Origin of the sequence: Azohydromonas aeria (assembly GCF_009760915.1) — a bacterium.
Classification (GTDB): Bacteria; Pseudomonadota; Gammaproteobacteria; order Burkholderiales; family Burkholderiaceae_C; genus Azohydromonas; species Azohydromonas aeria.
Map to the genome: position 1 here is coordinate 20,854 of NZ_VIDQ01000056.1, position 24,661 is coordinate 45,514.

The window sequence follows — 24,661 nt, forward strand, 5'->3', positions numbered from 1 at the left end:
CCTACTCATGTCACCTCCAGCAGTTCCGACATCTGTTTTACCGATTTCCCGCTTTCCCTGGTCAGGCCGCCCTTGGTATTGAGGATCTTGACCTTGGCCATGTTGAACAGTGCGGATCCCAGCACGATCAGCATGTGGTATTCGTTTTGCTCCTTGCCGCTAAGCGAGTCATACTTTAATTTTCTTTTCGCCAAGCTGTCGGGAATTGTTTTTCCCGCATTGATATACTTTTCACTGCGCTCGCGCCGAATACGCGCTAGCATGCGCCCGAAACGATCAGCGCACCTCTTGAATCGCAAATCCAGTTCGCTGAGCACCCATGCGACTTCCTGTGTACGCAGGCTGATGGCATCCAGCGCAATCCCTGCGTTCTCAAGCTGCTCCGCAGCCACTTCCAGCTTGGCAGAATGGGCACACGCTTGGGTCAATGCTTGCTCGGATTTTCCGGCAGCGAGATAGCCCATCACGAGCAGCATTGGCCCGGCAATGGCCCCACCCAGGACGGCCGTGCCGCCGGCCATGCCCAGTCCTCCCGATGCTAGCGATCCGCCCCCCAACCATGCTAGCGTCGCATTGGTGGCCGCAGCCCCGGATAGACCCGAGATGGCAGTGCCAGCCGAAGTAGCACCCAGCATGCTGACAGCTTGGCCGATACCGACACCCACCATAGCGCCAGCCGACGCACCCTGCATGCCATGCTGAAGGAAGTCAGTTGCCTCGTATGCCGAAGCAGAGACGTCCTCAACCTGCACCGTGTCAATGGACAGTTCATACCCTTCCACGGTGATCGAGCCGATCTCCGCACCATTGACCTGGTTCATGAGATGCACGAGCTTGGAAAGACTCTTGCTCTGGATTCTCAGTCGCAGCGTGCCGAGTTCGGCCAGTTGCTCGCTTACCGCCTTGCGACGGATTTCCAGCGCCCGAGACGCCTGTTCAAGTCGCCGTTCGGCATCCTTCGTCCATCGCTCGGCCGTGGCAAAGTTTTCCTTGGCATCCCAGGCTTTTTTCAAGCCAGCCACTGCACTGGTCAAGGCAGCAGCACCCATGGCAAGTGGAATCAACGGTAAAGGCAACTCTCCCTCCCTACGACTGCGGTTCAAACTTTTTATTGCAGCTAGGATGACAGCTTAACGAGTTTTTTGAAAAAAATCACTGTACTCGTGCCTACCGGCATCCCAGGCATGTCGGTAGACGTCAGGCTCCTGGATCTTTCAGTACCGATGGTTGCGTACAGATCGCTCGCTTCCGCACGCCACCCTGCTTCCCCTTGTCTGCATCGATTTCCACCGCACAGCACGAATCGCGTTTTCCAAGCGCGTGTCCTGCAATCAAACTTGAACTTGCGCTACAGAAGCTGCGATGCGGCGTCTCGGTCGGCGGCAAGGCTGTTGACTGATATGTTCACCATTTGGTCTTCAGCAGGACGGTTCGCCGCGTTAGCTGCACCGCCGTGAGCGTGTCCAAGGCATCGCCAACAGGACAAAACTACTAGTCCGCCCGGGACAATCCTCCCGGAAGGATTTTTTGCTTGAGGTACAGAATCTTCTGCAAAAGAACAGATGCCAAGCTGTGTCCCGGCTCCCCTTCTAGCCAAACAGGAAAACAAAATGCTGCACAGATTTCCTCCCATCAAGGATCACGTGCTGGAGTCATCGAGTCAGCATGCCAACGCGGCAAGGCTTAAGGCCAGCTCATTTCTTGATCAGAACTGGTCCCGGGTCGAGCGTGCGCTTGTCGATGTCCTCATGCCGCTGACCAAGGAAAAGCTCAAGGATGACAAAATCTTCTCGGTTGCCGTAGAAGCAGCCTATGACCTCTTGCCTGTAGCCGTCAGACTCGTAGTGCCTCGCGGCGTCCTGGTACGGTATGCGCTTGAGAAAAGGGATGCGCTGTTGCCGTCAGTTGATGCCATCAGGGCCTTGCGCGAGGGCGACGAAACGGCTGCCCATAATTCGGCGCCAGTCATTCGCCGCCCTGCGCTGTTCTCCTTTGGCCTGAGCCAGGAATTCCTGCAAAAACAAGTTCAAAAGGAATTTCCTGCTACCTTTGAAAAACCGATGGGAACCTTGACCCTTGCCAATCCTTTGCTCCACATTGAAAAGGACAGCACAAGAATTGGCATCAGGATGGACGTTACAGCCAAGGCCCCCCTTCTGGGTCCAAAGATTGGAAGCGTCAAGCTGACGGGGGAACTTGTGTTTCCTGAAGGTTCACGAAAGCTGTATGTCGGCGAGCCGGAAATATCCATACTAAACATCGATGGGGTTTCGACAGGGAAAACCGAGTTTCTGGCAAAGCTTGTTCACCCTGCGCTGGAACATGCGCTCAAAAAAGTGCCTGTCTACGAGATTCCTGAAGGCGTCACGGCGAAGGTCATCAAGGACATTTACGTGGCCGACGGCAAGCTGCGTGTTGCCTTGGGTCTTTAATGTCCAGCAGTCCTGGCAGCCGGAAGGCGTGCGCACTTGGCCTCCACTGCCGAGTTGGTCGAGTGTGAACCTGCACGGGTGGCAATCAGGCGCTCCTGGCTTAAGCCTCCAGCCGCTTCAGCCAGCGCCTTTGGCTTGCGCCATCAGCGCTCCTTCGGTCGTGGCGGTCATGACGATCTCCACATGCATGCGCGCGCGCGTAAGGGCCACGAACAGCAGCCTGCGCTGCAAGGACCCCAGTTCGTCGAAATCCACCTCGGTGAGCACGACGGCATCGGCCGACTGGCCCTTGAAGCGGCGCACGGTTTCGATGCGCAGCTCGCCGTCGCTCCACACCGGGCGGCCGCGCTCGTCGTAGGCGCCACTGAAGCACGCAAGCCTCCAGTTACCCAGCCGCTCCAGCGCCAGCAGGGCCGAGTTGTCACGCCCGCGCCAGCACAGGACCGTGATGGCGTCGAGCGCGAAGCCCTTGTCCAGGCAGCGCTGCACCGCTCGGGCCGTCTCGCGCACCAGGCTGCCGCCGCCGTCGGCCTGGTAGATGGCCGGCTCCAGGTGCTCTCCCTGGTACGGGCCGCAAGCCAGCACCGGCTCGGGTGCCAGGCGCAGCAGGTTGATCGCCTCCACCACACGGCGTGGGCTGCGGTAGTTCTCCTGCGAGCGCACCACCACGGCCTGCGTGATGTCCATCTCCTGCCGGTCGGTGTAAAGGCACTGCGCCGGGTCCTCGAGCAGCACCGCGCTGGCGCCGTCGCGCAGCCGGTCCAGCAACGCCTGCACCCAATCGGGCTGCAGATCCTGCAACTCGTCAATGACCAGCACGTCCCAAGCCGGCTCGGCCACGGCGCCGGCCTCCACGAACTGTCGCGCCTGCGCGGCGTAGTCCTGCTGCGCCCCCAGCGGCGAGCCTGCGGCTTCCCAGCACAGCTGGTGGAAGGTTGCCACCCGGCTGCCCGCCGGGGCGATGTCGCGCATGTGGTCGGCCAGTGGCCGGTTGAAGCAGACGTAGGCTGCTGCGCGGCTGGCCGCGCGCGCCCGGCGCAGCAGCCGCATCGCCAACTGCGTCTTGCCAGAACCTGCCGTGGCCTGCACGCGGATGACGCCCGAGGGAGACTCGATGCGCGGTACCCAGTCCGCCAGGCCGCCGGCGATGCGCGTCACGCGCTCCCGCAACGCCCCGGCCAGGATGGAGACGTCGGGCTCCAGGCCCAGCCGGTCGGCGAAGAAGTCGCACACGCTCGCCTTCACCGCGGCATCAGGCCGGCCCGCTCCCAGCGTGCGCTGCAGGCAGCCGCATAGGTCCACGCAATCCGCGGCGTCGAGGATGCGGTCCCGCGGGAACGCGATCGTCCCGGGCCCCTCCACGCGCTGGTCGGGCAGCACCAGCAAGTGCAGCAGCCGCCCACTGCCCAGGCCCTCGCTGCGCAGCCGGTGCAGCACGGCGTCGAACTGCGTCCTGGCCTGCCGCGTCACGTCCTTGGTAGAGGCGCCGTAGCGCTTGAAGATGCCCTGCTCATCCATCGACACGGTGCCGGCCTTGACCTCCAGCAGCGCGACGTCACCCGCGTCGTTGACCACCACGATGTCGATCTCGCCGTGTAGGTCCGCACCCGGCCTTGCCTCAGCCCAGTTCACGCCATGGAACAGCGCATACGCCTGGGGCAGCCCGCGCGCGAGCGTCTGCAGGACCTGGAACTCGGCATGCTCGCCGGGCGACAAGGGCCGGATGCTTTCCAGCGGGGGATGGACCTGGACCATGGGATGTACGCGCCGTGTTGCTTGGGAAGTCGTCACCCCGGCGCGGACCAGCCCAGTCGGTCCACCCACTGCAACCGGGTGTTACGGCGCCAGTATGACAGCCCGATGCCGTGGCTTCGCTTACGCCGCGCCAGCGCTGCGCTGGCCGTGAAGCGCGTACAGCGCCTTGAGCACCTCGCGCATGTCCTGGGGCAGCCGCGCCCACACCGCGCGTGCAACGTCCTCGGGCATGCCGAAGCGCGCTTCGGCAATGGAGCCCGCGATTGCCGCCAGCGTGTCGCTGTCGCCGCCGATGGAGATGGCGTTGCGGATGGCATCCTCGAAGCCCGTGGCCTCCAGCGCGCACACCAGGGCCTGCGGCACCGAGCGCTGGCAGCTCTCGTCGTGGCGGTAGGTCGGGCGGATGCTGTCCACCGTCATGGCGAGGTCGTACCCGAAGCGCGACGAGATCTCGCGCCGGATGTCGTCCGCCGCGGCGTCCTGCCGCGCCAGCCAGATGGCCGCCGCGGTGGCCGCGGCGCCCTTGAGCCCCTCGGGATGGTCGTGCGTCACGCGCGTGACGTGATCTGACAGCGCCACTGCCTCCTCCAGCGACGTGGCCAGCAGCGCCGCCGGCGCCACGCGCATCGCGGCCCCGTTGCCCCAGCTGCCATAGGGCTTGGGGTCGTTGTCGGCCAGCCACAGCGCGAAGCGCTGGCCCCAGCCGCCGTTGTCCCAGTAGCGCCGGCCCCAGTCCTGCAGCGCCCGGGCTGGGTCGCGCTCGTTGACCAGCGCGTCGGCCACGGCCACGGTGCACACCGTGTCGTCGGTGAAACGCGAGCGCTCGTGGAAGAGCGGGCCGAAATCCTTGGTGCGGCGGTTGGTGAACTTGCGGGCGGTGTCTGGCGATGTCGCCGGCGGCGGTACCCAGCATGGGAAGAACTCCAGAAGCGTTGTGTTTGATGCGTTGGCGACTTTTTTTGCCGTGCCGGCCGCGCTGGCTCACGCCATGAGCCTCGCGCCTGTCAGGCTATCGAGCCATGGGGATGCGCTTGGGTGCCAAGCGCTGGAAAATCTGATTTACAACACTTGTTTGCGACACTTGACTGCCATATATTGCAGCCATGAGCACGCAAGCCCAGGCCGAACCCGAGCGCTACTCGCTGGACGAGGTCGCCGCACTCGCCGGCGTGACGGCTCGCACGGTGCGCTACTACATCGCGCAAGGCCTGGTGGACCGGCCCGAAGGAGAGAAGCGGGGTGCGCACTACCTGCGCCGCCACCTGGAGCAGTTGCTGCTGGTACGGCGCTGGAGCGACGCCGGCCTGAGCCTGGAGCGCATCCGCGAGCTGCTGGCCGGCGCACCCGAGGACCCGCCGCCGCGGGCCGTGCAGCCGGGGACGGTGGAGGTCTGGAGCCGCGTGACGCTCGCCGACGGGCTGGAGCTGCACGTCGAGCCCTCGCGCGCCGGGCTGGATCCGCAGCAATTGCGCGATCTGGTGCGCGAGGTGACACGGCTGTACCGCACCCTGCGCGGCACGCCCGACGAGCCGCCACGGGACTGATCTAAGCAGCTCACGCAGGACATCAAGGGAGGGAGGACGACATGAAGACCATGAACATCCACGCCGGCGCAGGCCGCGCATCGACGATGCGGCCGGCCCTGGTACGCGCCCGGGCTGACGCGCGCATCGAGGGACTGCTGTTCGAGACGGTCCTGCAGCAGACCTATGCCAACCCGGGCAAGAGCCCGCTGGAGGTGGTCTACACCTTCCCGCTGCCGTCGCAGGCGGTGTTCCTGGGGCTGCAGACGCAGCTGGGCCAGGAACGCCGCACGGGCACCATCCTGGCGCGGATTGAGGCCGAACGCACCTACGAGGAAGCACTGCAGGACGGCGACACGCCGGTGATGCTGGAGCTCGCCGACGATGGCCTGCTCACGGCCAACCTGGGCAATCTGGCGCCGGGCGAGCAGCTCGTCGTGACGCTGCGCTGGGGCCAGTGGCTGCAGGAGGAGCAAGGCCGCATCCGCGCCGTGCTGCCCACGGTGTTGGCGCCGCGCTTCGGTGCCCCGTCGCTGCAGCCTCAGCAGGTTCCCGAGCATTCGATCGATGCGCAGTACCCGCTGGAGCTCACCCTCGACATCGTGGGAGCCCTGGCCGCTGCACCGGTGCGCTGCGAGACGCACCGCGTGGCGTCGCAGCGGATGGAGGACCGGGTGCGCCTCACGCTGTGCGACAGCGCTGCCCTGGACCGCGATGTGGTGTTCACGCTGCAGCCCGCGCCTGAAGCCACCCTGGCGCTGCACGGGCTCGACAGCCACGGTGGAAGGCAACAGCACGTGGCGCTGGCAGCACTGCGGCTGCCCATGGCCGCGCAGCGCGGCGGCGTGACGCTCAAGATCCTGGTGGACTGCTCGGGCTCCATGAACGGCGACAGCATCGCTTCGGCGCGGCGGGCGCTGGCGCAGGTGGTGCAGCGCCTGGGTGCCGAGGACCACGTGAGCTACAGCCGCTTCGGCTCAACGGTGGCCCATGACCTGGCCACACCCCGCTGCGGGGACGAGGCAACCCGCCAACGGCTGGCGCAGCTGGTGGCGGCCACCGACGCCTCGCTGGGCGGCACCGAGATGCAAGCAGCGCTGGAGGCGGTGTTCGCCCTGCCCGGCAAGAGTGATGGCGCGGACGTGCTGCTCATCACCGACGCGCAGGTCTGGGAGGTGGAGGCCATGGTGGCCGCGGCCCGGCGCTCGGGACACCGGATCTTCGCCATCGGCGTGGGCTCGGCGCCGCGCGAGGGGCTGCTGCGCCAGCTCGCCGGCGCCACGGGCGGCGCGTGCGAGTTCGCCACGCCGGGCGAAAGCCTGGAACAGGCCGTGGACCGCGCCTTCGGCCGCATCCGCCAGCAGCCCTGGCAGGATCTGCGCTGCGTCTGGGACGTGGAGCCCCAGGACGCGAGCCCGCTGGCAAGCAGCGCCTTTGGCGGCGACACGCTGCTGGTGCAGGCACGCTTCGACCAGGAGCTGCCACGCCAAGTAAGGCTCTTGGGCCGCAGCGCGGACGGGCGCAGCGTGGAGATCGCCAGCGCAGCGGTAGAGCCAGCTCAGGAAGCCGCAACGCTTGCGCGCATGCTGGCCGCGCGGCGGCTGCAGGACCTCGACGACGTGCCGGCCGCCTCGCGGCTCGCACTCGACTACCAGCTGCTCACGCGCCATACCTGCTGTGTCGTGGTCCACGAGCGCGCCGCTGGCGAAAAGATCACCGACGTGGCCGACCTGCATGTCGTGCCGCAGATGCTGGCGGGTGGCTGGGGCGGCATGGGCATCGTGGCGGGGGCAGCGTCAGTCGCTGCGGGACTCACCGCCTGTGCACCGGTGTTTGACGCGGCTTTCAAGGCAATGGACTCGGGCGTGCCGATGTATTCCCGCTGGCGCAGCAGCCGCGATCCGGTGCGGTCATCGCCGGGGATCCGATCCAGCAAGGCGCGCATGGCGCCGGACGTGGAGCCCCCCGCCCTGGATGTCGCACAACTGCAGACCTTGGCGCAGCGCGTGCTCGATGCCTTGGCTGCAGGAGCACCGCCTCAGAGCCTTCTCGAAGCCGTCGATCAGGAAGGCGTGCCGGGCGAACTCGAAGCGGTGGTCAGTGGCTTGAAGGCCCTGGGCATCACAGCGCTGGACGCCTGGCTGGTGCTGACGCTATGGGTGAAGCGCGGCTCTAGCGCTGGCGCTCCGCACGGGAGTGAGGCTGCACTGCAGGCACTGCTGTCCGACCACACGCAGTCGCGGCTGCGCGAGGCCCTGGCGATGCTGGAGCGCGAGCTGGGCTCGCGTCTCGCACCGGCATCGACGCCTTCGTCTGTACCGGGGCTATCGGCCCGGCTGCAGCGGCTGCTGTCACGCCGGCGCGTGTGAGGTCCGTCCCTGGGCTGCAGACAGACTGCAGCCCAGGATGGTTTACATTCTGAAATGTCGGGGCGCAGCGGCCTGAGTGCTGACTGCCGTCTTGACATGCAGACGGCGACAAGAACATGGAGGGAGGCGCCGTGAACCTTGCGGACAATGATCCCCTGGTGCTGCTGCAGGCCGAGCGCGATGCAAATCGGGCACGCCAGCTCAAGCGCATGAGGGTGATAGCGACCGGGCTCTTCGTGGCCATGGCAGGCCTTTTCCTGGCTGCACGAAGCCTACGTGAGGACCATGCCGCCTGGGGCTTCGTGGCGGCCTTTGCCGAGGCGGCCATGGTGGGCGCGCTGGCCGACTGGTTCGCCGTGGTGGCGCTGTTTCGCCATCCGCTGGGCGTGCCACTGCCGCACACGGCCATCATCCCAGACAGCAAGGACGACATCGCGCGCAACCTGGGCGAGTTCGTCGAAACGCACTTCATCACCGTGGACGCCGTCGTCGCACGCATTCGCGCCTTCGACCCGGCACACAAGCTCGCGCAGTGGCTGGGCCACCAGGCCAACGCCCAGCGGCTGGGCGTGGTGCTGGTGGAGGGTGGCCGGCGGCTGCTGGCGCAGATGGACGACCAAAGGCTGCGCGCCATGCTGCAGGCGGCACTCGTGCAGCGCCTATCGGCCTATGACCTCAGTCAGCCTGTAGCGCAGTTCGCCGAGCAGCTCGTCACCGAACGGCGTCACCACGAGCTGCTGGACTGGGCGCTCAAGGAATCAGTACTGTGGCTGGAGTCTGAAGGCGCCCAGGGGCACATCAACAGGATGATCGACGAGGCCTTGGGGGTGGAAAACGCCTGGCTGCGCACGCTCACCAATGCGGGTGCTGAACGGCTGCGCGGGTCGGTAAAGGCTTCGCTGGTGGCCGCGCTCGACGATCCTGAACACGCGCTGCGCCAGCGCTACGAATCCCACATCCGCGACTGGTTGGTTCGCCTTCGCACAGATCCCGGCTTGGCCGAGCGCCTCCACAGCTTCCAGCTCGGTGCCCTGCAAAGCCCGCAACTGGCGGCCTGCCTGGAAGGCCTGTGGAACGACGCACGGGCCTGGCTGGAGCATGACCTGGCGCAGCCTGAGTCTCGCTTGGCTGGCCACGCCGCCGCGCTAGCGCTGGGTTGCGGCCGCAAGCTCGACAGCGACGCGGCCTTGCGCCAGTGGATCAACGATGCCGTGGTAACCGCAGCCACACCGCTGGTGCGCGACAACCGCGGAAAGGTCGCCGCCTTCATACAGGCCCAGATCGACGCCTGGAGCAAGACCGAGATGAGCCGCCGCATCGAGCTCGCCGTAGGACGGGATCTCCAATTCATCCGCATCAACGGCACGCTGGTAGGCGGCCTGGTTGGATTGCTTATTCACCTCTTGGCTTCCCTGCAGTGAATGCATGAATTAGCTCCGTTTGCTCACCGTCATACCAGAATACCGTCAGTTACCGCGTGGCCCGGGCGAATCCATCCTGAGCTCCAACGCAAAAAGGCAGCCGCGACTTCGACCAACCCCAACGCTTACTTGAATACAGAGGCAGCCCTTCGGCAATTCCAACGTTTTTACCCACCACCCTAAAAGGACAGTTTATCTTGGCCTATCGACACGACCCTGATCTCGAGTTCCTCAGGAGCTGCAGCAGCGACGACCTGGACATCCTGGTGCAGATGCTCACCAAGGATAAGGATGGCACCATCAGGCTGACAGAAGAACTCACAGGAACCGACCAGTACAAGCGGTATAGCCCGGACCACAAACGCTACTGGGACCTGATTGCAGCGGAGCTGCAATGCTTCGGCGGCAACACCTTTGCCACGATCTTCCGGGGCGGCAAGGGCGTGTCGTACAAGGAAGTGCTGACCGATGTCTGTGACAAGATGAAGGTCAATTACAACGAGAAGGCGTCGGTTGAGACGATTGAGATGAATCTTCTGATGAAGATTCTGACCGACTCCATGGCCGACATGACGCCTGCACAGTTGCGAGACGTGGTCAAGGATCTGGACTTGAAAACCACTGATATGACCAAGCAAGGCGTCATCGCGGCCATTCAAGGCGGTGTCGTCATGAGCGGCTTCATGGCCTACAAGATCGCCGCGATCGTCGCCAACGCGGTCGCCAAATTCCTTATTGGGCGAGGTTTGACCCTCGCCGGCAATCAAGTGTTAATGCGGACTATTGGCACGTTTGCTGGCCCAATTGGTTGGGCGCTAACTGCCTTGTGGACAGCGTTCGATATTTCTGGCCCGGCCTACCGCGTCACCATGCCTTGTGTTGTGCAGGTAGCATTCCTGCGAGCCAAGACGAAGTACGGCAGCACGAGCCGCTAAAGAAACTGCTTGCTCAAAGCATCACCGCCTATCATGCCTCGCAAGGCCATAGGCGGTGCGTAATCTCACTAGAGTCTTGCAACATTACGAAGACAAATCATGGGAATACTTGACGGCATGCTTGGCAATGCCTCCAAAGTCGACACCGCCAAGATTCAAACTGAGTTCAGTCGAATACTAGCGTCTAGCGAACGAGTGGAGCAAGCATACCAACTTATCCGCGACTACTTTGTCTTTACCGATAAGCGACTGGTGCTCGTTGACAAGCAGGGGGTAACCGGCAGTAAGGTGGAGTACCACTCCATACCCTATAAAAGCATCACACATTTCAGCGTGGAAACTGCGGGTCATTTTGATCTTGATGCAGAACTGAAGATTTGGATTTCAGGCAACCCTACGCCAGTCCAGAAACAGTTCAACAAAAGGCTTAACATTTACGAGGTTCAAAGTGTACTTGCCGAACACGTATTGCGATGAACAGCAGCAAGAAAAATTATTTACCATATGCAATCGTGGAATAGCTGCGTTGCGAATCTAGGGTAGTCGGACTTTTTGTGCAGACAGGTGGACCTGAAGTCAAAAAAAAACAGAGCGCATCAAAAATTTGGTAAACCACCTACTTGGCCGTCGCATGAAATTTGCAAGTGTCTGTCTGTCAAAGGGAATTTTGGTATAGCCGTACCAATCCGCACGAAAAATCCGCCTACCCCTAAGATGGGCCGCAACAGCGGCAGCGCACCGGAATCAATAAACCCTTCGGACCCTTGATCCCGGCCAAGCACTAGTGGCCTTGCATATCGTTAAACGCACGTCGGTGCACCGACACCTGACGCAACACCAGCAAAGCATTATGCGCGCAGAAGAGTCGTACAACCAAGCACTGCACCAATGCAAAAAGATAGCCAAAACGGAGTTGTCCGTCGTCGTTGAGCATCTTGAGCGATGCGACGATTCCATCGAGCAGCTGAAATCGTCCTTGTCTTCCATTGTGAGGGAAGGAGTTTCCACCTTCTCAAAGGAAAAACTTGTCCAGGACGGCTTGGCCACCATGGTCGAACAACTGAATATTGACCATGCACGACTCCTGGAACAGCGTCATGCCAGCATCAGGAAACACAAGAATTGCCTGTCCTACTTTAACGTCATGTTGTTTGGAAGGACAATGGCAGGGAAAAGCACACTTCGTGAAGCGCTCACTGGAGGCGACGGCTCGACCATAGGTCGGGGTGCGCAACGCACCACTCGCGACGTAAGGGAATATGTGTGGAATGACCTCCGTGTCATTGACACGCCTGGCTTCGGTGCGTTTGAGGGGGGTGAAGACACTGCCATGGCCCGGGAAATACTAGAACAGTCTGATGTCGTCTTGTTCCTCCTCAACAGCGACGGCATCCAGGAATCTACTTTCAACGAGTTGGTCCACGTGCATCGCTTAAACAAGCCTCTTATTTTTCTTCTCAACATCAAAAAGGATTTGAGCAATGAAGGCACAAGGCGCCGCGCCCTGAAAAATCCCGAGAAGTATGTGTACAAGGAAGAGGACATTGCCGAGCATATCGGGCGTCTCCGGTTCCTTGCCACGCGAGCAGGCATGCAGCCTGACATCAAAGTCATTCATATACATGCACAAGCCGCTTTCCTGGCCACCCAGGAAAGCGGAGAAATGGCTGCCGAACTACACACCTTGAGCCGCATCGGGCACTTGATTGATGCGCTGAGAATAGAAGTGGAAACTCGTGGTGCTATTAGAAGAGTTCAAACTTTTCTGGACTCCGCCTTGTTTCAGATTGAACAGCAGGACCAATTGCTGCATGAGCAGCGCGACCGGATGCGGAGCTTGCTGCAGAACTATGAAAGCATACTGAACCGGGTCCGGCGTTGGAAAAGCAAGTTGCTGCATGACTTGCCTGCCACGATGGCTGACTTGGTGGACAAGGCTTTCAAGCCACTGCAGGATTCAGTGTCCGACTTCGTGGATAATCACGTAGAAAATGCCAATGCCGAGTCGGCATGGAACGCTCACGTTAAGCAGTACAAGGTTCAAGAGAGCATCCAAGATGCGACTTGCGAGTTGGTTGAAAGGGTCATGGATGAGTTGAGGGATTTCAACCAAGCCCTTGAGGATTCCATCACGATCGGCATGGGATTGGACGCACTGCATCCGGGTGGCAGCTTTTCGGAATTTGATTACAAACGCATCAACGGATGGGGATCGGCGATTGCCGGCGTGCTCAGCGCCATTGCCTTCTATAACGCCTGGAATCCAGTTGGATGGATTGCGGCAGGTGCAAGTTTGTTGTTTGGAATTTTCTCGTGGCTCTCTGACAGCCGCAATCGCAAGTTAAATGAAGCAAAGCTGAAGCAGCGCAAGGAATTGGAAAAGCAGCTGAATCAGCAAAAATTGAAAATCAGAAAAAATCTTGAAGACTGGTTTGACAACAAGATCACCCGCGCCACCTTGGTACCTGCCGAAGCCAATCTGATTTCTTTGTGCATCGCGCTCACCAAGTTCTTGAACAGTGTCGAGCAGACCAAGGATCAGTTGCTGAGCGTGGAGCACGAACTCAATAGCCGGCTGCTGCACCGTGTGGCGGCATTGGTCATGAAACGCCACTTTGCATTACCTTCTATGTCACGCATCGTCAGGAGCCGGGGCTATGCATGCTATTTTTCGACCCATGCATACTTTCGTGATGGCGAATTGCTAAGGCAGATTGGTGATGCCTTGAATGAAGACATCAAGGTGATCTACGAAGGCAGTATTGAAAATAAAGTCATGCACCTATACCGAGGGCTGATCGAGCGCGTGGAGAATATTGGTAACAACGTAGTTAAGATATTTGTTTCAAAAGAAAAGCTTGGCAAAGTTTACGGGAAAGACCACAGAAAAATTAAGATGGTTGCTGGAATTTGCCGGGTTGAAATCAGGCCCATTGCATTGTAAAGGAGAAGCGAATGCAAAACGTTCAATATGACTTGTTTAAGCGGAAGATTGAGGAATTCATTCAGGAGACCACACAAGCTACCGGCTCGATGGCGCCAACGCCGTCTTTTCAAACGGATATGGCCATCGCACCCCTGCGGATTGCGTTCATTGGTCAGTATAGTGCGGGAAAATCGTCGTTGATCAAGATGCTCACAGGTTTTGAGCATATCAAGGTCGGTGCGGGCGTTACTACGTTCCGTGTGGATGAATACTCCTTCGGCTCAGTGCAGATATGGGACACGCCCGGCATTCTTGCAGGCGTGTGTGAGGAGCACGACGCCGACGCGCTTGAAGCCATTAAAAACGCAGACCTGCTGGTGTTTGTCATCACCAATGAATTGTTTGACGACGTGGTGGGCCAAGCCTTCCGCCGTTTGTGTTTTCAACAGGGACGCGCGAAGGATTTAATGATCGTTGTCAACAAGTCTGGCAATGATTCCGGTAGCCGTGATACGAAAATATCGGGAATGTCGGCGGTGTTGGAGCCCAGAATCCCGGAAGACTTCAAGATCGTGTTCACCGATGCGCAATCATATTTTGATGCCCTGGATGAAGACGACGAGTTCGAAAGGCGCGAGTTGGAAGCATTGGCAAACCGGTCGGGGTTCGTGAAGGCTATCGACGAATTCGTGGCCGAGCGCGGCATTGCTGCCAGACTGACGCAGCCGCTATCCGAGCTCCAGGATCGGCTGGAATCCATGATCGCCAGCCTTGATGTTTCCGACCCCAAGACGGCTGGATTGATCAGCATCTTGGAGCAATTCAGGAAAGCGTTTCGCAACCGCCGGCGACATGTCAAGGAGCGCGTGGAAGGACTGCTCGAAGAGATGGTTACGAAGATGGAGGCCCAAGGCAATGAACTTGCGGACTGTGTCGGTACGGAGATTTCACAGCATGAATTCGAGGCGACGCAGCAGCGGGCCAACGACCAATGCGGCAAAAGCTGCAGTGCGGCGCTGAAGTCGATTGAAGGCGTCTTGGTAACTTGTCAGGAAGATCTTGAACAGGAGCTTGTTGCCATCTCAGAGTCTCCCTTGGCCCGGAAAGTCAAAGCGGCTTTCGAAACCATAGAGATATCCAGTTTACGCCATGACTTCACGACTGAAAGTCAATTTTCAGTCGATGGTCCGGCGGCCATTAACACGGCGTTCAATCAGACACTGCTGAGCGGTGCAAAGAGAGGCTGCTCTTGGATTACGGAAAATGCCGTCGGCAATGCATCCAAGTCAGGATTGACTAAGGTGTCCGGTAGTCCGGTTCATTCCGCCGTCAAGGAATTGGGAAACTTTTTCGGGCATAGTTTCAAACCTTACGAAGCCATCAAAATAGCGGACGGTATCGGCAAGGGCGCCAAATTCTTGGGTCCGGCTATGGCTTGCATCGGCGTGTTGATGCAGTTTTACGATGACTACCAACAGAGTCAACGAGCGAAGCAGATACTGGAAGCCAAGAGGGAAATACGAAAGGCGTACAAGGCCCATGCAGACTTCGTTCGCGCGGCTCTCAACAAGGAAATGAAAGCCATGCTGACGACTGCCTTTGATACACCGTTGGGTGAATTGGACGGCGTATTGAACCAAATTCGCGAAGAGACCGTTTCCAAGTCGGATCAATCCTTGCTGCTTAAGAAGCGTCTGGGGGCGCTGATGGCGCTTCGCGACGAAATTCAAGCAGCTTGCTGAGCGCTTTGCGGCGCTGTCTTGAGTTCGTATTTTTCAGGATGAATGATGCGTTTCTGGCCAATTTATCCTTTGTTGACAGGCATTTGGAAAGTGGACTGGGCCACCGTTTGCGCGGATTACCTAACCTCTTGATTCGCTTGCGCTTCTCGCCGCAAAGCGCACCATTTTCTGGAAGAGTACGACATGCTCGGACGCCGGATCGGCGGGCCCATCGCGTGGGAGGGCGACTTGTTCACCCGGCTGAGTGAGGCCGTGGAGCTTACCGCGCTGCAGCTCAGCATTGAGCGCTGGGCTCCCTCAGCACGCGGACCGAAGGAAGAAGGAGCGGCTGCGTGACGCAGCACGACACTGAGGACGCCTTGCTGCGCCGAGCCGCCTTCGACCACGTGCGCGCCCTGCAGGAGCGCCACGACGCCTTAACTTCGGAGCACCTGAAGGCCATGAGCGGGCGCCGCGCCCGGCCGACCTCGATGTGGCCCATGTGGGCCCACTACGCCGAGTCCCCGGGCATGCCGAGTAGTTCCGGTGACATGACGACATAGGACGACTGCAAGCGTCGCTTTACTCGGCATTGCATTTTCCTCCATGGTGTTCATCCCCTTCATGGAGGATCAAATGGAACGATCTGAAGTCAAGATATGGTCACTGCTGCATGCTCCTACAGGTCCAATTGCAATTTATATCGATGCGATAGCAAGAGATCTGTTAGAGCAAGGGTTCACGCGGCGATCAATAGCCCCACAAGTGCGCCTTATCGCGAAGTTCAGCGGATGGTTGGAGACAAATGCCATCACATTGACCTCGCTATCAGATGAGCACGTTGGAGTCTTCATGCGTGCGGTCGAACGCCCGCAATCGAAGAGAATCGGAGACCGACCATGCCTGCAGAGGCTAATGTGTTTCTTGCGGAGCTCTAACTTAATCCAGCAGCCTGCCATTAATAATTCTGTTGACGCTTCGGCGATCCAGCAGGCAATGTTCAATTATGGTGCGTCCCTTCTCAAGGATCAAGCATTGTCGCGCTCAACGTGCGCTCAGTATATTTCCTTCGCCGAGCACTTCCTGAGCGAACGATTTGGAAGTGGTGTCCTTAACTTCGATGAGCTACGTGCTGCAGACGTGGTGGAATTTATAAGGAGACAAGCTTCTCGATACAGCCCTGCCCGAGCGAAGAGCGCAACCATTGCGCTGCGGTCGTTCCTACGCTATTTGCGCATGCGCGGTGCGGTTTCATTGAACCTCGCCGCAGCGGTTCCTACCGTGCCGAACTGGTCAATGACAGGCATTCCAAGGGCTATTTCACAGGATCACGTGGAGGCTGTTCTTGCAAGTTGCCGACGTGACACAGCCGTTGGCTGCCGCGATTACGCAATATTGTTGCTTTTGTCCCGATTGGGTCTGCGCTCCAGCGAGATTGTCGCTCTTACCCTCGACAGTATAGATTGGGAGCAAGGAAGTCTTGCAGTGGTTGGCAGCAAAGGCGGACAGCGCTCAGAGCTACCATTGCCCGCTGACGTGGGCAGCGCAATTGTGGAATATCTTCAGCGAGGTAGACCGCGTAGTGCCTGTAGAAGCCTGTTTCTCCGCGTGAACGCTCCTATCGCTGGGCTTGGATCACAAACCAGCATCGGATCAATTGTCGTCGCAGCCATTGCTCGGGCAGGTATTCATCCGCCCCACGCAGGAGCACACCAATTTCGTCATGCGCTGGCTTGTCAGTTGCTGCGGCAAGGCGCCAGCTTGACGGAGATTGGCAGCCTGCTGCGACATCAGCATCAAAAGACAACATCCATCTATGCAAAGGTTGACTTTACCGCTCTACGTTCAATAAGCCTTGCATGGCCGGGGAGTGCGCAATGAATACTTTGCGATCTCTATTGCATGACTACCTTTCCATGCGTCGCGCACTGGGATTCAAACTACAGAGTGAAGGAACCGGGCTGGCAGCCTTTGTGACCTATATGGAGGGCGAAGGTTTGGACTACATTACTAATGAATCTGCGCTGCGGTGGGCTTTGCTGCCAAGTTCAGTTCAGCCTATTCGGTGGGCCCGACGGCTAGGATTTGTACGTCTGTTCGCAAGGTACTGCAGTGCAATCGATGAGCGAACGGAGGTTCCGCCTCCTGATGTCATTCCTTGCAAGAAGCTTCGCAACCCCCCGCATTTCTTTACCGATGGAGAGATTGAGCTATTGCTGCGTGCTGCCTTGACGCTCCCTCCAGAAGACAGCCTGCGGCGCTGGACGTTCCACTGCCTGTTCGGTTTACTGACCGTGACAGGGCTCCGTATTGGCGAGGCACTTGCGATGAATCTCGGCGACGTAGACGTTCACGAGGCAGTTATTACTGTCCGCTCATCCAAATTTGGGAAGTCGCGCTTGGTTCCACTGCACCCCACCGCGATGGATGTTCTTGCGGACTATATATGGCGCAGACAATCATTCCGTGCTGCATACACAACGGAGCGTGTATTTGTAAATGATCACGGGACTCCCCTGTCATATGAGCAGGCGCACGATACCTTTCAACGCTTGCTCAAGAGCATTGGTGTTGCCAAGCAGCGTGACCGACGACGTCCCCGACTGCACGACCTTCGTCACCGATTTGCTATCCAGACCCTGTTGCGCTGGTACCAAGATGGCAAGCATGTCGATCGAGAATTACCCATTCTGTCGGCTTACTTGGGTCATACTGAGACTCGCAACACGTATTGGTATATCTCCGCCTGCCCAGAGCTGATGAACCTTGCAAAGGATCGGCTTGAACGACATTGGGAGATGACGTCATGAAGCCGGCAGTGAGTTTCGCCGCCATCTTGACGCGGTTTTTCACTCAACGACTCATGCAGCAACGTCATGCCAGCCCGCATACTGTGAGCTCGTATCGCGACACATTCCGCTTGCTGCTGAGATTTTCAACCGATCGTACCGGCAAGTCTCCCTCCAGTCTGGCATGGCAGGATATCGATGCTCCACTTATTACCGAATATCTTGACCATCTTGAGAATCATCGTGGGGTATCTGCGCGTTCACGCAACTTGCGTCTGACGGCAATTCGATCACTATTCAAGTACGCTGCTTTTGAACTGCCTGAACACGCTGTGCAGATCCAGCAAGTCCTAGCGATACCGTGCAAACGCTGCGTTCATCGACAGATTGGTTACCTTGAACGCAAGGAGGTCGATGCGCTCCTTGCGGCTCCCGACCAAGGCGCTTGGTCTGGGCGGCGTGACCACGCATGGCTATTACTTGCAGTTCAGTCTGGTCTACGGCTATCTGAGTTGACAGGACTAACTCGGAACGACGTAGATTTAGGTTCTGGCGCTCATGTTCGTGTGATAGGTAAAGGTCGCAAGGAGCGCTGCACGCCTCTTACGAAACAAACGGCCGCAGTCCTACGCGCATGGCTTGCAGAACCAGTGCGTGGTACTAGCAATGTTCTCTTCCCTAACCGTGAAGGTGGTCGGATGAGCAACGACGGCATTCAATACCTGCTCGCAAAGCACGCCAACAAGGCGCGGCAGAACTGCCCGTCATTGGGCACCAAACGCATATTTCCACATTTGCTGAGACATACCGCAGCGATGAACTTGCTGCAGGCCGGTGTCGACACATCAGTGATTGCCATGTGGCTCGGCCATGAATCAGTAGAGACTACCCATGTCTACTTGAATGCCGACTTGGAACTGAAGCGACAAGTGCTGACCACGACCGCGTCGCCAACTTCTGTCGCATCGGCGTACAGGCCAGATGATGCCCTGCTCACTTTCCTGAAGAACTTGTAGAGCAAAAAGATATGCCGAGTTTCTGGGGTCAATTTCAGCGTACGACGATCTCGATTTGGAGGAAGGTCATTGCGCAAATACCCAACTACTCGGCATGCCCGGGGACTCGGCGTAGTGGGCGCTATGCCGATCTCGGCATAGGGCCCAGTCCACCTGGGCCTGCTCACCGGGCAGCGTGCGAAGCCGCAGGTAGGCCTGTGCCGCGGGACGCGGCCGCATCCCGGCCACCAGTTCCCGGAAGTGACGCTGACAGCCTGCATAACCGCGCTCGCACACCATCACGTAAAGCCGGCTGGCCGTGAGCGTCGGGTACTTGACCAGCGTCTGCAACGAACAACAGGAACGTCTTCATTCAGCCATTGTGCTGAGGGGCGGCTTGCGTCCAAAAGCACCGGGGCGCGCGCCGTTCGAGCGCCGCCTCCACTGGAGTTTCGGCTGCCCAGCGCGGTGCTAAGACCGCCGCGCCGGCTGCCAAGAAGGTTTCTGGGTCCGTGAAAGCGGCTGAGACTCTGGCACCAGCTCCCGCAAAGAAGGCTGCCGCCAAGAAGGCCCCGACCAAGAAGATGCGCGCCCAGGCCGCGCCTGCGGACGCTGCGCCGGTGAGCGAGGCCGCCGACACGGCGGTGCCCGCGGTGAAGAAGCACGCCGCGAAAAAGGCGGCGGTCAAGAAGGTGTCCGCCAAGAAGGCCGCTCGCAAAACGGGCCCTGCCAACGGCGTGAACGCGCCTGGGCGTGCAGCGGCTCCTGATGCGACATCGGCCACCGACACCCCGGGCGCTGACGCCGCCGCATCCTGACGCGCAAGGCGCTCCAGTGCCTGCCGGTGCCGCCACTGTGCGGCATTCAGTCCCCACAGGGCAGGGATTTCCATGCCTGCGCAGCCCAAAGCAGCGGCGAAGGGCGAGTATCCCGGCATGGCAACACTTGGGAGGAGCGACATGAGACGGCTGCGCGTGACCATCCCTGAGGGCGTCGAGTTCGAGGACCTGCGCCTGACACGCGACGTGGCCAATGGCCGGGTGCGCTTTTCCATGGCACCCATCGCGGCGATCTGCGAGGCGAGCGACCTGGACCTCGACGAACTGGTTGACGGCCCGGAGCCGCTGGTGGTGCCGCTGATCGCGGCCTGGTACGCGGCGCACGTGGAGGAAGGCGGCGCGCCGGACCCGGTGCAGGAGGATCTGCTGGAGGAAACCCGCCTGGAAATGGAGCGTGGCGGCGGCTTCTTCTACCCGCCAGGACATGCCTGACGCTGTCATGCACGGCCCACCGTATCGCTGCAGGGCTGGCCGGATATCACGCGCACCCGCCCGCTTGGTGTGACGGTGCTGCAACATGGGCCCTGGCGCGGACGGACCGGCTGGCAAAGTGCCGCGCCATGTTTTCCACGCTCGACCCGCAACCGCCGCAGCTGCTCCACGCTGTCTACGCCCGGCTGTCGCGCCGCTACGGTGCGCCGGGCGTGCGCCTGGCTGACTTCGCCGGCCGCTGGCTGGTGTATCGAACCGTGGACCTGGCGGCGGGGCTGGAGCGCGCCGTCATCGACGTGGAGCCACCACGGCACGACACGGTGGAGGGCCTCGCGGAGATAGAGTCCAGGGCAGAGTTCGCCGTGGGCGAGGACCACGACGCGACACTGGTGCTGATGGAACTGACTAGCAGGCCACGGACGGGCCACGGCCCGCATGCCGCGCCGAACCCGCCGGTGCTGACCATCACGGTGTGGAGTCTGGCGCACTCCATGGCGGTGACGGGCGACATCGAGCTTGACGTGGCCGGCACGCCCGTGCGCATTGGCACTGCCGCCCTCCTGCCTCGCGCCAACGCCAGGCGCTGAGCCGGCCAGCCGCGAGCGTGCCGGCACGTTGGCTCGTCGCGGCTCTATTACAGGCGGCGCCTGGACGCTCCTGGAGCGTCTCAGCGTTTGCGCCGGGTGGCCGCTTCCGCGACGCACTCGACCAGGTTGAGCCCGGTCAGCACCAGGTGCTTTTGCGTGTCGTCCTTGATGCCCAGCCAGCCCTGGCACCGCATCGCGTCCACCGCGTAGGCCAGCAGCGGCGCTTGCGGATGTCCGAGCGTCGCGTCCTTGACGGCGGCGTCGACTTGCGGTGCGTCGAGGCCTTCGATGAACCTGGCGCGCCCCACCACACGGGCCAGGCAGCGCTCCTGCAACTCCTCGGTGATGACGGGCCACTTGCCGCCGGCAACCTTCATCGCCGTGAACACCACCAGCAGCACTTCGATGAGCACCTCGATCTGCGCCATCGTCGCCCCAAACCGCTGCATCACCAGCACCGAGTACAGCAGCGTGGGCTGCTCGGCATGAACCCGGTCCGCCAGATCCAGGCGTTGCTGCAAGCCCATTGCCGCGACGGCCCGGATGGCGTCGGCCACGATGGGAATCGACAAGGCTGTCACGTCCGTACTCTCCTGTTGTGCTGCGCGCCGCGCGGGCCGCTGGCGGCTCCAGCGGCAGGCAGCCGCGCCGGGGTGATGGTGGGCGGGATTGTGGCGTAGCCGTCTTTCGAGGCAGCGCGCCGTGCGCCGGCCATGCCCTTGAAATCTCCTTGACCGGCGCCATCTGACCCAATTCTTCCGCCCCGGCACGACATGAGCGCACGCGAAACCGACACCAAGACGAAGATCTCCAATGACGGGCTGCGGTACAGAGCCAAGAAGCCCGGTTCGGCCTTCGGCTCGGTCACGCTGGGCGGCGCCTCGACCACGATGTCGTGCTTCAAGTGCGGGCAGCACCGGCCGCTCTCCGAGCTGGTGACCAAGAAAATCCTGGGAGGCAACCAGAAGGTCTGCGCTGAGAGCTGCCAGAGAAAGCCCTGAATCCCCGGGCTGCGGCAGAACGCGGCAGGAGCGCGCGGCATCGTCCCGGGGCTGCGCGGCGGAGTTTGATTTTCAGCGCAGCCGTGGGTATCGCCAGCGAGTCCCGCCGGGGAAGACGCCCTGAGCATCCCGTACGCGCAGCACGGACGCCAGGTGAAGAACGGCTCGAGCCCAGTCTCGCGGACAGCAGGCTCCACCGAAAATCTGCGCTTCGCCTCGTCACTGAACATCGATGACCATCACCGACGAGGATGCCCGCGTCCTGCGCGAGGCCGCGTCCGAGGCTGACGCGCTGGGCTGCCTGGCACCGGCGCAGCTCACCCTCATCGAGCGCCACGACTGGTTCCGGCTGCTGGCGCCGCGCTCCTTGGGTGCCATGGAGCTGGTGTGCCGGACACGCAAGTCTTCGACATCGAGCCTGCGGCGGCAACGCACCTGGGCATGCTCTACCGCTTTCCCTTCGGCGCACTGGCCTGCGTGACCCTAGCAGTCAACTTCGGCGGCATGGCCCGCGGTTTCCTATGCTTGGTCACGCCACTGGTGCTGGAGCGCCCAGTCGGGCCGGCGCGGCAGCCCCTGGGGGCACGGCTGCAGGTACGTGCCCAACTGCAGGCAGGCTGCCGCGCCAACTCCGGCACCAGCAGCTCGGCAAAGTCCCCTGCCGTCACCGGCCGCGGCCGAGGCGGACGGCTGGCCAGCGTCGGACCAACCTTGGAACTGACCCGCGGCCTCCGCTTGGTGGTCTACCAGCACCGGAGCGTTTCACTGGGAAACCCGTGAGTGCCCCGGCTGGCGTGCTGAATTACACCCAGACGCGGGGCGTTCTAATGTAGTTCTATGAACTAATTTTCCAAGTCGCTTTAGACTGCGCGCCACCCGGTGAGGTGTGTCGGCGCGGCGGGGATACCGCGCCACTGGGCATGGCCCCGAATAGCGCGCGGAATAGGGCACTCGCTACGCAACAGCGCACCGCACCTCACCACCTATTTCAACGCCGCCAGCAGTAGCGGGCGCAACTCGGCGTCAAGGGGTGTTCGGCTCGCTGGACGCGCGGCAAGGCGCGCAAGCTGAAGTTGACCCGCCGCGGGTTGGCCTCCTGCTTGTCGGCAGTTGGCAGCGCCTGCTCGGGTGCGTCGTCGGCATAGCGGGTGACGCGCAGCGGCCCCATCCCCTGTGCCCCTTGCAGCGCTTCCACCGCGGCACGGGCAGCCGTCACGCTCAGGAACGGGGCGCTTTCGAGCGCGGTCCATCGACGCCCTCGCCGGCGCTGCTCGATGACGTAGGTCACGGCCACGTCGGCGCTGGCCGAGCTGCGCCGGCGCAGCGCTGTCGTGGGTTCGGGAATCGGTGCGCCCAGACGCGGCGCCAGGACAAAGGTGGGGTGCTGCCCTGTGGCGATGCGGAACACGAACCAGCGCAGCGGGTCCATGGTCGCCTTGGGTGTGCCGTCCGGCGCGCGACGCTCGCAATTGCTCCAGCTCATCACCTCCCGGAAACCGACGATCTTGCAGGCTTGCGCTTGAGACAGGTTGGCGCGCATGCGGCCGTCTTTGACTTCTTCAGGCGTAGGCACTGGCAGGCGCTGCTCGATGGACCTGCTCGTAGTCACGGGGGCTTCCCTCTTTAGTGGGTTGTTGATGGGGCACCGGACAAAGGAAGCTGAAGCGTCCCGAGCACGCGCAGGAAAAGCAGGTTTTGTCCTGTGTATTTGAACGAGACTTGACGTAACTTGTGTCCGGCACATACAAACTGGCAATATAGTTTTAGGAACTACAAGCCAAGCTGTCTCACCGGGCGCAGCACTTCTATATGCAGTCCCGTTATCAAGTCGGCGCGCATCATGAAGTGTTGCGCGCAACAGGTCAACTTGCGATCCAGCCATCATGAATCCCGACGACCCCTCCGCCGCAAAGGGACCGACGCGCCGGTCGCGCAAGCTACGCCAGGCGCGGGCCGCCGAAGGCCAGGCGGAACTTCGCGGCGTCTATGTGCCGTTGGCGCTGCATGCCGAAGCCAAGCAGGTCATCAAGGACTGGCTCCAGCGCCGCGGCGAGGAAGGCAGCGCGGCCCCGACGCTCCAAGGGTCCTGAGCGACCCCGATGACTTCCCGTTCGGGGCGCAGCATGAAGTCCGCGAGCGTGCGGACCAGCAGAGAACTTGCCTACGCAGGCCCTCGACCCGCCTTGGTCCGCAGCCGCGCCAGCAGTTCTGTCACGGAGGCATTCGCGACCGCGCGTAGCTTGCACTCCTGCCAGTACGCCCCTTCCAGATCGCAGGCGCAGCGGGTGCCGTTGTTGCCGTGGGCGTCTTCGTAGAACACGGCAGGTCCACTCGCGCCGGCGCCGATGTAGACCGCATCGGTAGAGCAGCCCACATCTACCGCAATCACCTCCAGCACGGCGGCGTGCTCCGCGGTGAGTGCTTCGTCGATGGGGAAAAGCCGATCCACGGGAACACCTCTGCAGCTGCTTGCCGGCAACGCATCGCCTGGAGCAAGCTTTGTCGAACTCATCCCGGCAACGGCTGCTCGCTCGGCTGCTCTTGGTCAGCCGGCACGAGCTTCAGAGTGGGATGGCGCCTGGCGGCCAACAGCATCACCGTCCACCGTGCGTTCGTCATCTTGCGGTCGCCGCGCTCGATCTCGTTGATGGCCTGCGCATCGCTCAAGCCCACCAGGTCGGCCACCTGGCCCTGCGTCCAACCCATGGCCTGGCGCACTTCCTTCACTTCGTCGCCGGAGGGAGTCGGCAGCCTGGGGAAAATTTCCAGCGGCGGCGCCTTGCGCGAGGGGCGGGCTGCCCGCTGCGGGCTCGTCGGGGTCATCAATATCTCCATCACGTCCTGCGCTCACTGTAGGTGATTTACCCATCGGGCCGCCGCTCGCGCGCCCGCCGCTTGACCATGGAGCTGATGCACGGGCCGTTGGCAAGCCGAGC

The 24,661-nt window shown here is 61.2% G+C and carries 25 protein-coding genes; 18 read left to right on the top strand and 7 right to left on the bottom strand.

Annotation, left to right across the window (positions count from 1 at the left end):
• Window positions 1–5: 5 nt before the first annotated feature.
• On the bottom strand, window positions 6–1,049 hold the full coding sequence (locus FJ694_RS25370) for a hypothetical protein (protein WP_157270111.1): 1,044 nt from the start codon (window positions 1,047–1,049) through the stop codon (window positions 6–8).
• Window positions 1,050–1,610: 561 nt separating this feature from the next.
• Here FJ694_RS25370 and FJ694_RS25375 point away from each other — a divergent pair.
• Window positions 1,611–2,432, top strand: a complete 822-nt coding sequence (locus FJ694_RS25375; protein WP_157270112.1) for a DUF1439 domain-containing protein — start codon at window positions 1,611–1,613, stop codon at window positions 2,430–2,432.
• Between the two features lie 117 nt (window positions 2,433–2,549).
• Here the strand turns inward: FJ694_RS25375 and FJ694_RS25380 are convergent, their stop codons facing one another.
• Together FJ694_RS25380 and FJ694_RS25385 are read right to left on the bottom strand one after the other, a co-directional pair.
• Window positions 2,550–4,187: a nuclease-related domain-containing DEAD/DEAH box helicase gene (locus FJ694_RS25380; protein WP_157270113.1), complete on the bottom strand. Its 1,638-nt coding sequence runs from the start codon at window positions 4,185–4,187 to the stop codon at window positions 2,550–2,552.
• Between the two features lie 120 nt (window positions 4,188–4,307).
• Complete coding sequence (locus FJ694_RS25385; RefSeq protein ID WP_157270143.1) at window positions 4,308–5,114, bottom strand: ADP-ribosylglycohydrolase family protein; 807 nt, start codon at window positions 5,112–5,114, stop codon at window positions 4,308–4,310.
• 176 nt (window positions 5,115–5,290) lie between these two features.
• Between FJ694_RS25385 and FJ694_RS25390 the strand changes: the two genes are divergently transcribed.
• From FJ694_RS25390 to FJ694_RS25455, 14 genes are all read left to right on the top strand, one after another.
• The gene (locus FJ694_RS25390) at window positions 5,291–5,731 is read left to right on the top strand and encodes a MerR family transcriptional regulator (RefSeq protein WP_157270114.1); all 441 of its coding nucleotides are present in this window, start codon (window positions 5,291–5,293) and stop codon (window positions 5,729–5,731) included.
• A 41-nt stretch (window positions 5,732–5,772) separates the two neighbouring features.
• Window positions 5,773–8,079 (top strand): VIT and vWA domain-containing protein, encoded by a 2,307-nt coding sequence (locus FJ694_RS25395; protein WP_157270115.1) that lies wholly within the window; start codon window positions 5,773–5,775, stop codon window positions 8,077–8,079.
• A 116-nt stretch (window positions 8,080–8,195) separates the two neighbouring features.
• On the top strand, window positions 8,196–9,500 hold the full coding sequence (locus FJ694_RS25400) for a DUF445 domain-containing protein (protein WP_157270116.1): 1,305 nt from the start codon (window positions 8,196–8,198) through the stop codon (window positions 9,498–9,500).
• A gap of 197 nt (window positions 9,501–9,697) precedes the next feature.
• Window positions 9,698–10,435: a YaaW family protein gene (locus FJ694_RS25405; RefSeq protein ID WP_157270117.1), complete on the top strand. Its 738-nt coding sequence runs from the start codon at window positions 9,698–9,700 to the stop codon at window positions 10,433–10,435.
• 99 nt (window positions 10,436–10,534) lie between these two features.
• Window positions 10,535–10,912 (top strand): PH domain-containing protein, encoded by a 378-nt coding sequence (locus FJ694_RS25410; RefSeq protein WP_157270118.1) that lies wholly within the window; start codon window positions 10,535–10,537, stop codon window positions 10,910–10,912.
• Window positions 10,913–11,285: 373 nt separating this feature from the next.
• Complete coding sequence (locus FJ694_RS25415; RefSeq protein WP_157270119.1) at window positions 11,286–13,379, top strand: GTPase; 2,094 nt, start codon at window positions 11,286–11,288, stop codon at window positions 13,377–13,379.
• Window positions 13,380–13,390: 11 nt separating this feature from the next.
• The gene (locus FJ694_RS25420; protein ID WP_157270120.1) at window positions 13,391–15,103 is read left to right on the top strand and encodes a GTPase domain-containing protein; all 1,713 of its coding nucleotides are present in this window, start codon (window positions 13,391–13,393) and stop codon (window positions 15,101–15,103) included.
• Window positions 15,104–15,435: 332 nt separating this feature from the next.
• Window positions 15,436–15,645, top strand: a complete 210-nt coding sequence (locus FJ694_RS25425) for a hypothetical protein (protein WP_157270121.1) — start codon at window positions 15,436–15,438, stop codon at window positions 15,643–15,645.
• 43 nt (window positions 15,646–15,688) lie between these two features.
• The gene (locus FJ694_RS25430) at window positions 15,689–16,963 is read left to right on the top strand and encodes a site-specific integrase (protein ID WP_157270122.1); all 1,275 of its coding nucleotides are present in this window, start codon (window positions 15,689–15,691) and stop codon (window positions 16,961–16,963) included.
• Window positions 16,960–17,892, top strand: a complete 933-nt coding sequence (locus FJ694_RS25435) for a tyrosine-type recombinase/integrase (RefSeq protein ID WP_157270123.1) — start codon at window positions 16,960–16,962, stop codon at window positions 17,890–17,892. The genes FJ694_RS25430 and FJ694_RS25435 overlap by 4 nt, the downstream gene beginning before the upstream one ends.
• A complete protein-coding gene (locus tag FJ694_RS25440) occupies window positions 17,889–18,887 on the top strand; it encodes a site-specific integrase (RefSeq protein WP_157270124.1) in 999 nt (332 codons plus the stop codon). Before FJ694_RS25435 ends, FJ694_RS25440 begins: the two co-directional genes overlap by 4 nt.
• A 491-nt stretch (window positions 18,888–19,378) precedes the next feature.
• Window positions 19,379–19,684, top strand: coding sequence for a histone (locus tag FJ694_RS37835; RefSeq protein ID WP_157270125.1), 306 nt, complete (start codon window positions 19,379–19,381; stop codon window positions 19,682–19,684).
• Between the two features lie 141 nt (window positions 19,685–19,825).
• Window positions 19,826–20,137 (top strand): hypothetical protein, encoded by a 312-nt coding sequence (locus tag FJ694_RS25450; RefSeq protein ID WP_157270126.1) that lies wholly within the window; start codon window positions 19,826–19,828, stop codon window positions 20,135–20,137.
• A 128-nt stretch (window positions 20,138–20,265) separates the two neighbouring features.
• Entirely contained in the window at window positions 20,266–20,724 is a 459-nt protein-coding gene (locus tag FJ694_RS25455; RefSeq protein ID WP_157270127.1) for a hypothetical protein, read from the top strand.
• Between the two features lie 80 nt (window positions 20,725–20,804).
• Here the strand turns inward: FJ694_RS25455 and FJ694_RS25460 are convergent, their stop codons facing one another.
• A complete protein-coding gene (locus tag FJ694_RS25460) occupies window positions 20,805–21,281 on the bottom strand; it encodes a hypothetical protein (RefSeq protein ID WP_232540222.1) in 477 nt (158 codons plus the stop codon).
• Window positions 21,282–21,497: 216 nt separating this feature from the next.
• Between FJ694_RS25460 and FJ694_RS25465 the strand changes: the two genes are divergently transcribed.
• The gene (locus FJ694_RS25465) at window positions 21,498–21,725 is read left to right on the top strand and encodes a hypothetical protein (protein WP_157270129.1); all 228 of its coding nucleotides are present in this window, start codon (window positions 21,498–21,500) and stop codon (window positions 21,723–21,725) included.
• Between the two features lie 232 nt (window positions 21,726–21,957).
• On the top strand, window positions 21,958–22,206 hold the full coding sequence (locus tag FJ694_RS25470) for a hypothetical protein (RefSeq protein WP_157270130.1): 249 nt from the start codon (window positions 21,958–21,960) through the stop codon (window positions 22,204–22,206).
• 507 nt (window positions 22,207–22,713) lie between these two features.
• Here the strand turns inward: FJ694_RS25470 and FJ694_RS25475 are convergent.
• Window positions 22,714–23,265 (bottom strand): hypothetical protein, encoded by a 552-nt coding sequence (locus tag FJ694_RS25475; protein WP_157270131.1) that lies wholly within the window; start codon window positions 23,263–23,265, stop codon window positions 22,714–22,716.
• A gap of 343 nt (window positions 23,266–23,608) precedes the next feature.
• Here FJ694_RS25475 and FJ694_RS25480 point away from each other — a divergent pair, with 343 nt between their 5' ends.
• Window positions 23,609–23,815, top strand: a complete 207-nt coding sequence (locus tag FJ694_RS25480; RefSeq protein WP_157270132.1) for a hypothetical protein — start codon at window positions 23,609–23,611, stop codon at window positions 23,813–23,815.
• A 71-nt stretch (window positions 23,816–23,886) separates the two neighbouring features.
• On the opposite strand, the gene FJ694_RS25485 is transcribed toward FJ694_RS25480, so the two are convergent.
• Together FJ694_RS25485 and FJ694_RS25490 are read right to left on the bottom strand one after the other, a co-directional pair.
• Window positions 23,887–24,174, bottom strand: a complete 288-nt coding sequence (locus tag FJ694_RS25485; protein ID WP_157270133.1) for a hypothetical protein — start codon at window positions 24,172–24,174, stop codon at window positions 23,887–23,889.
• 59 nt (window positions 24,175–24,233) lie between these two features.
• Entirely contained in the window at window positions 24,234–24,560 is a 327-nt protein-coding gene (locus FJ694_RS25490; RefSeq protein WP_157270134.1) for a helix-turn-helix transcriptional regulator, read from the bottom strand.
• Window positions 24,561–24,661 lie beyond the last annotated feature (101 nt).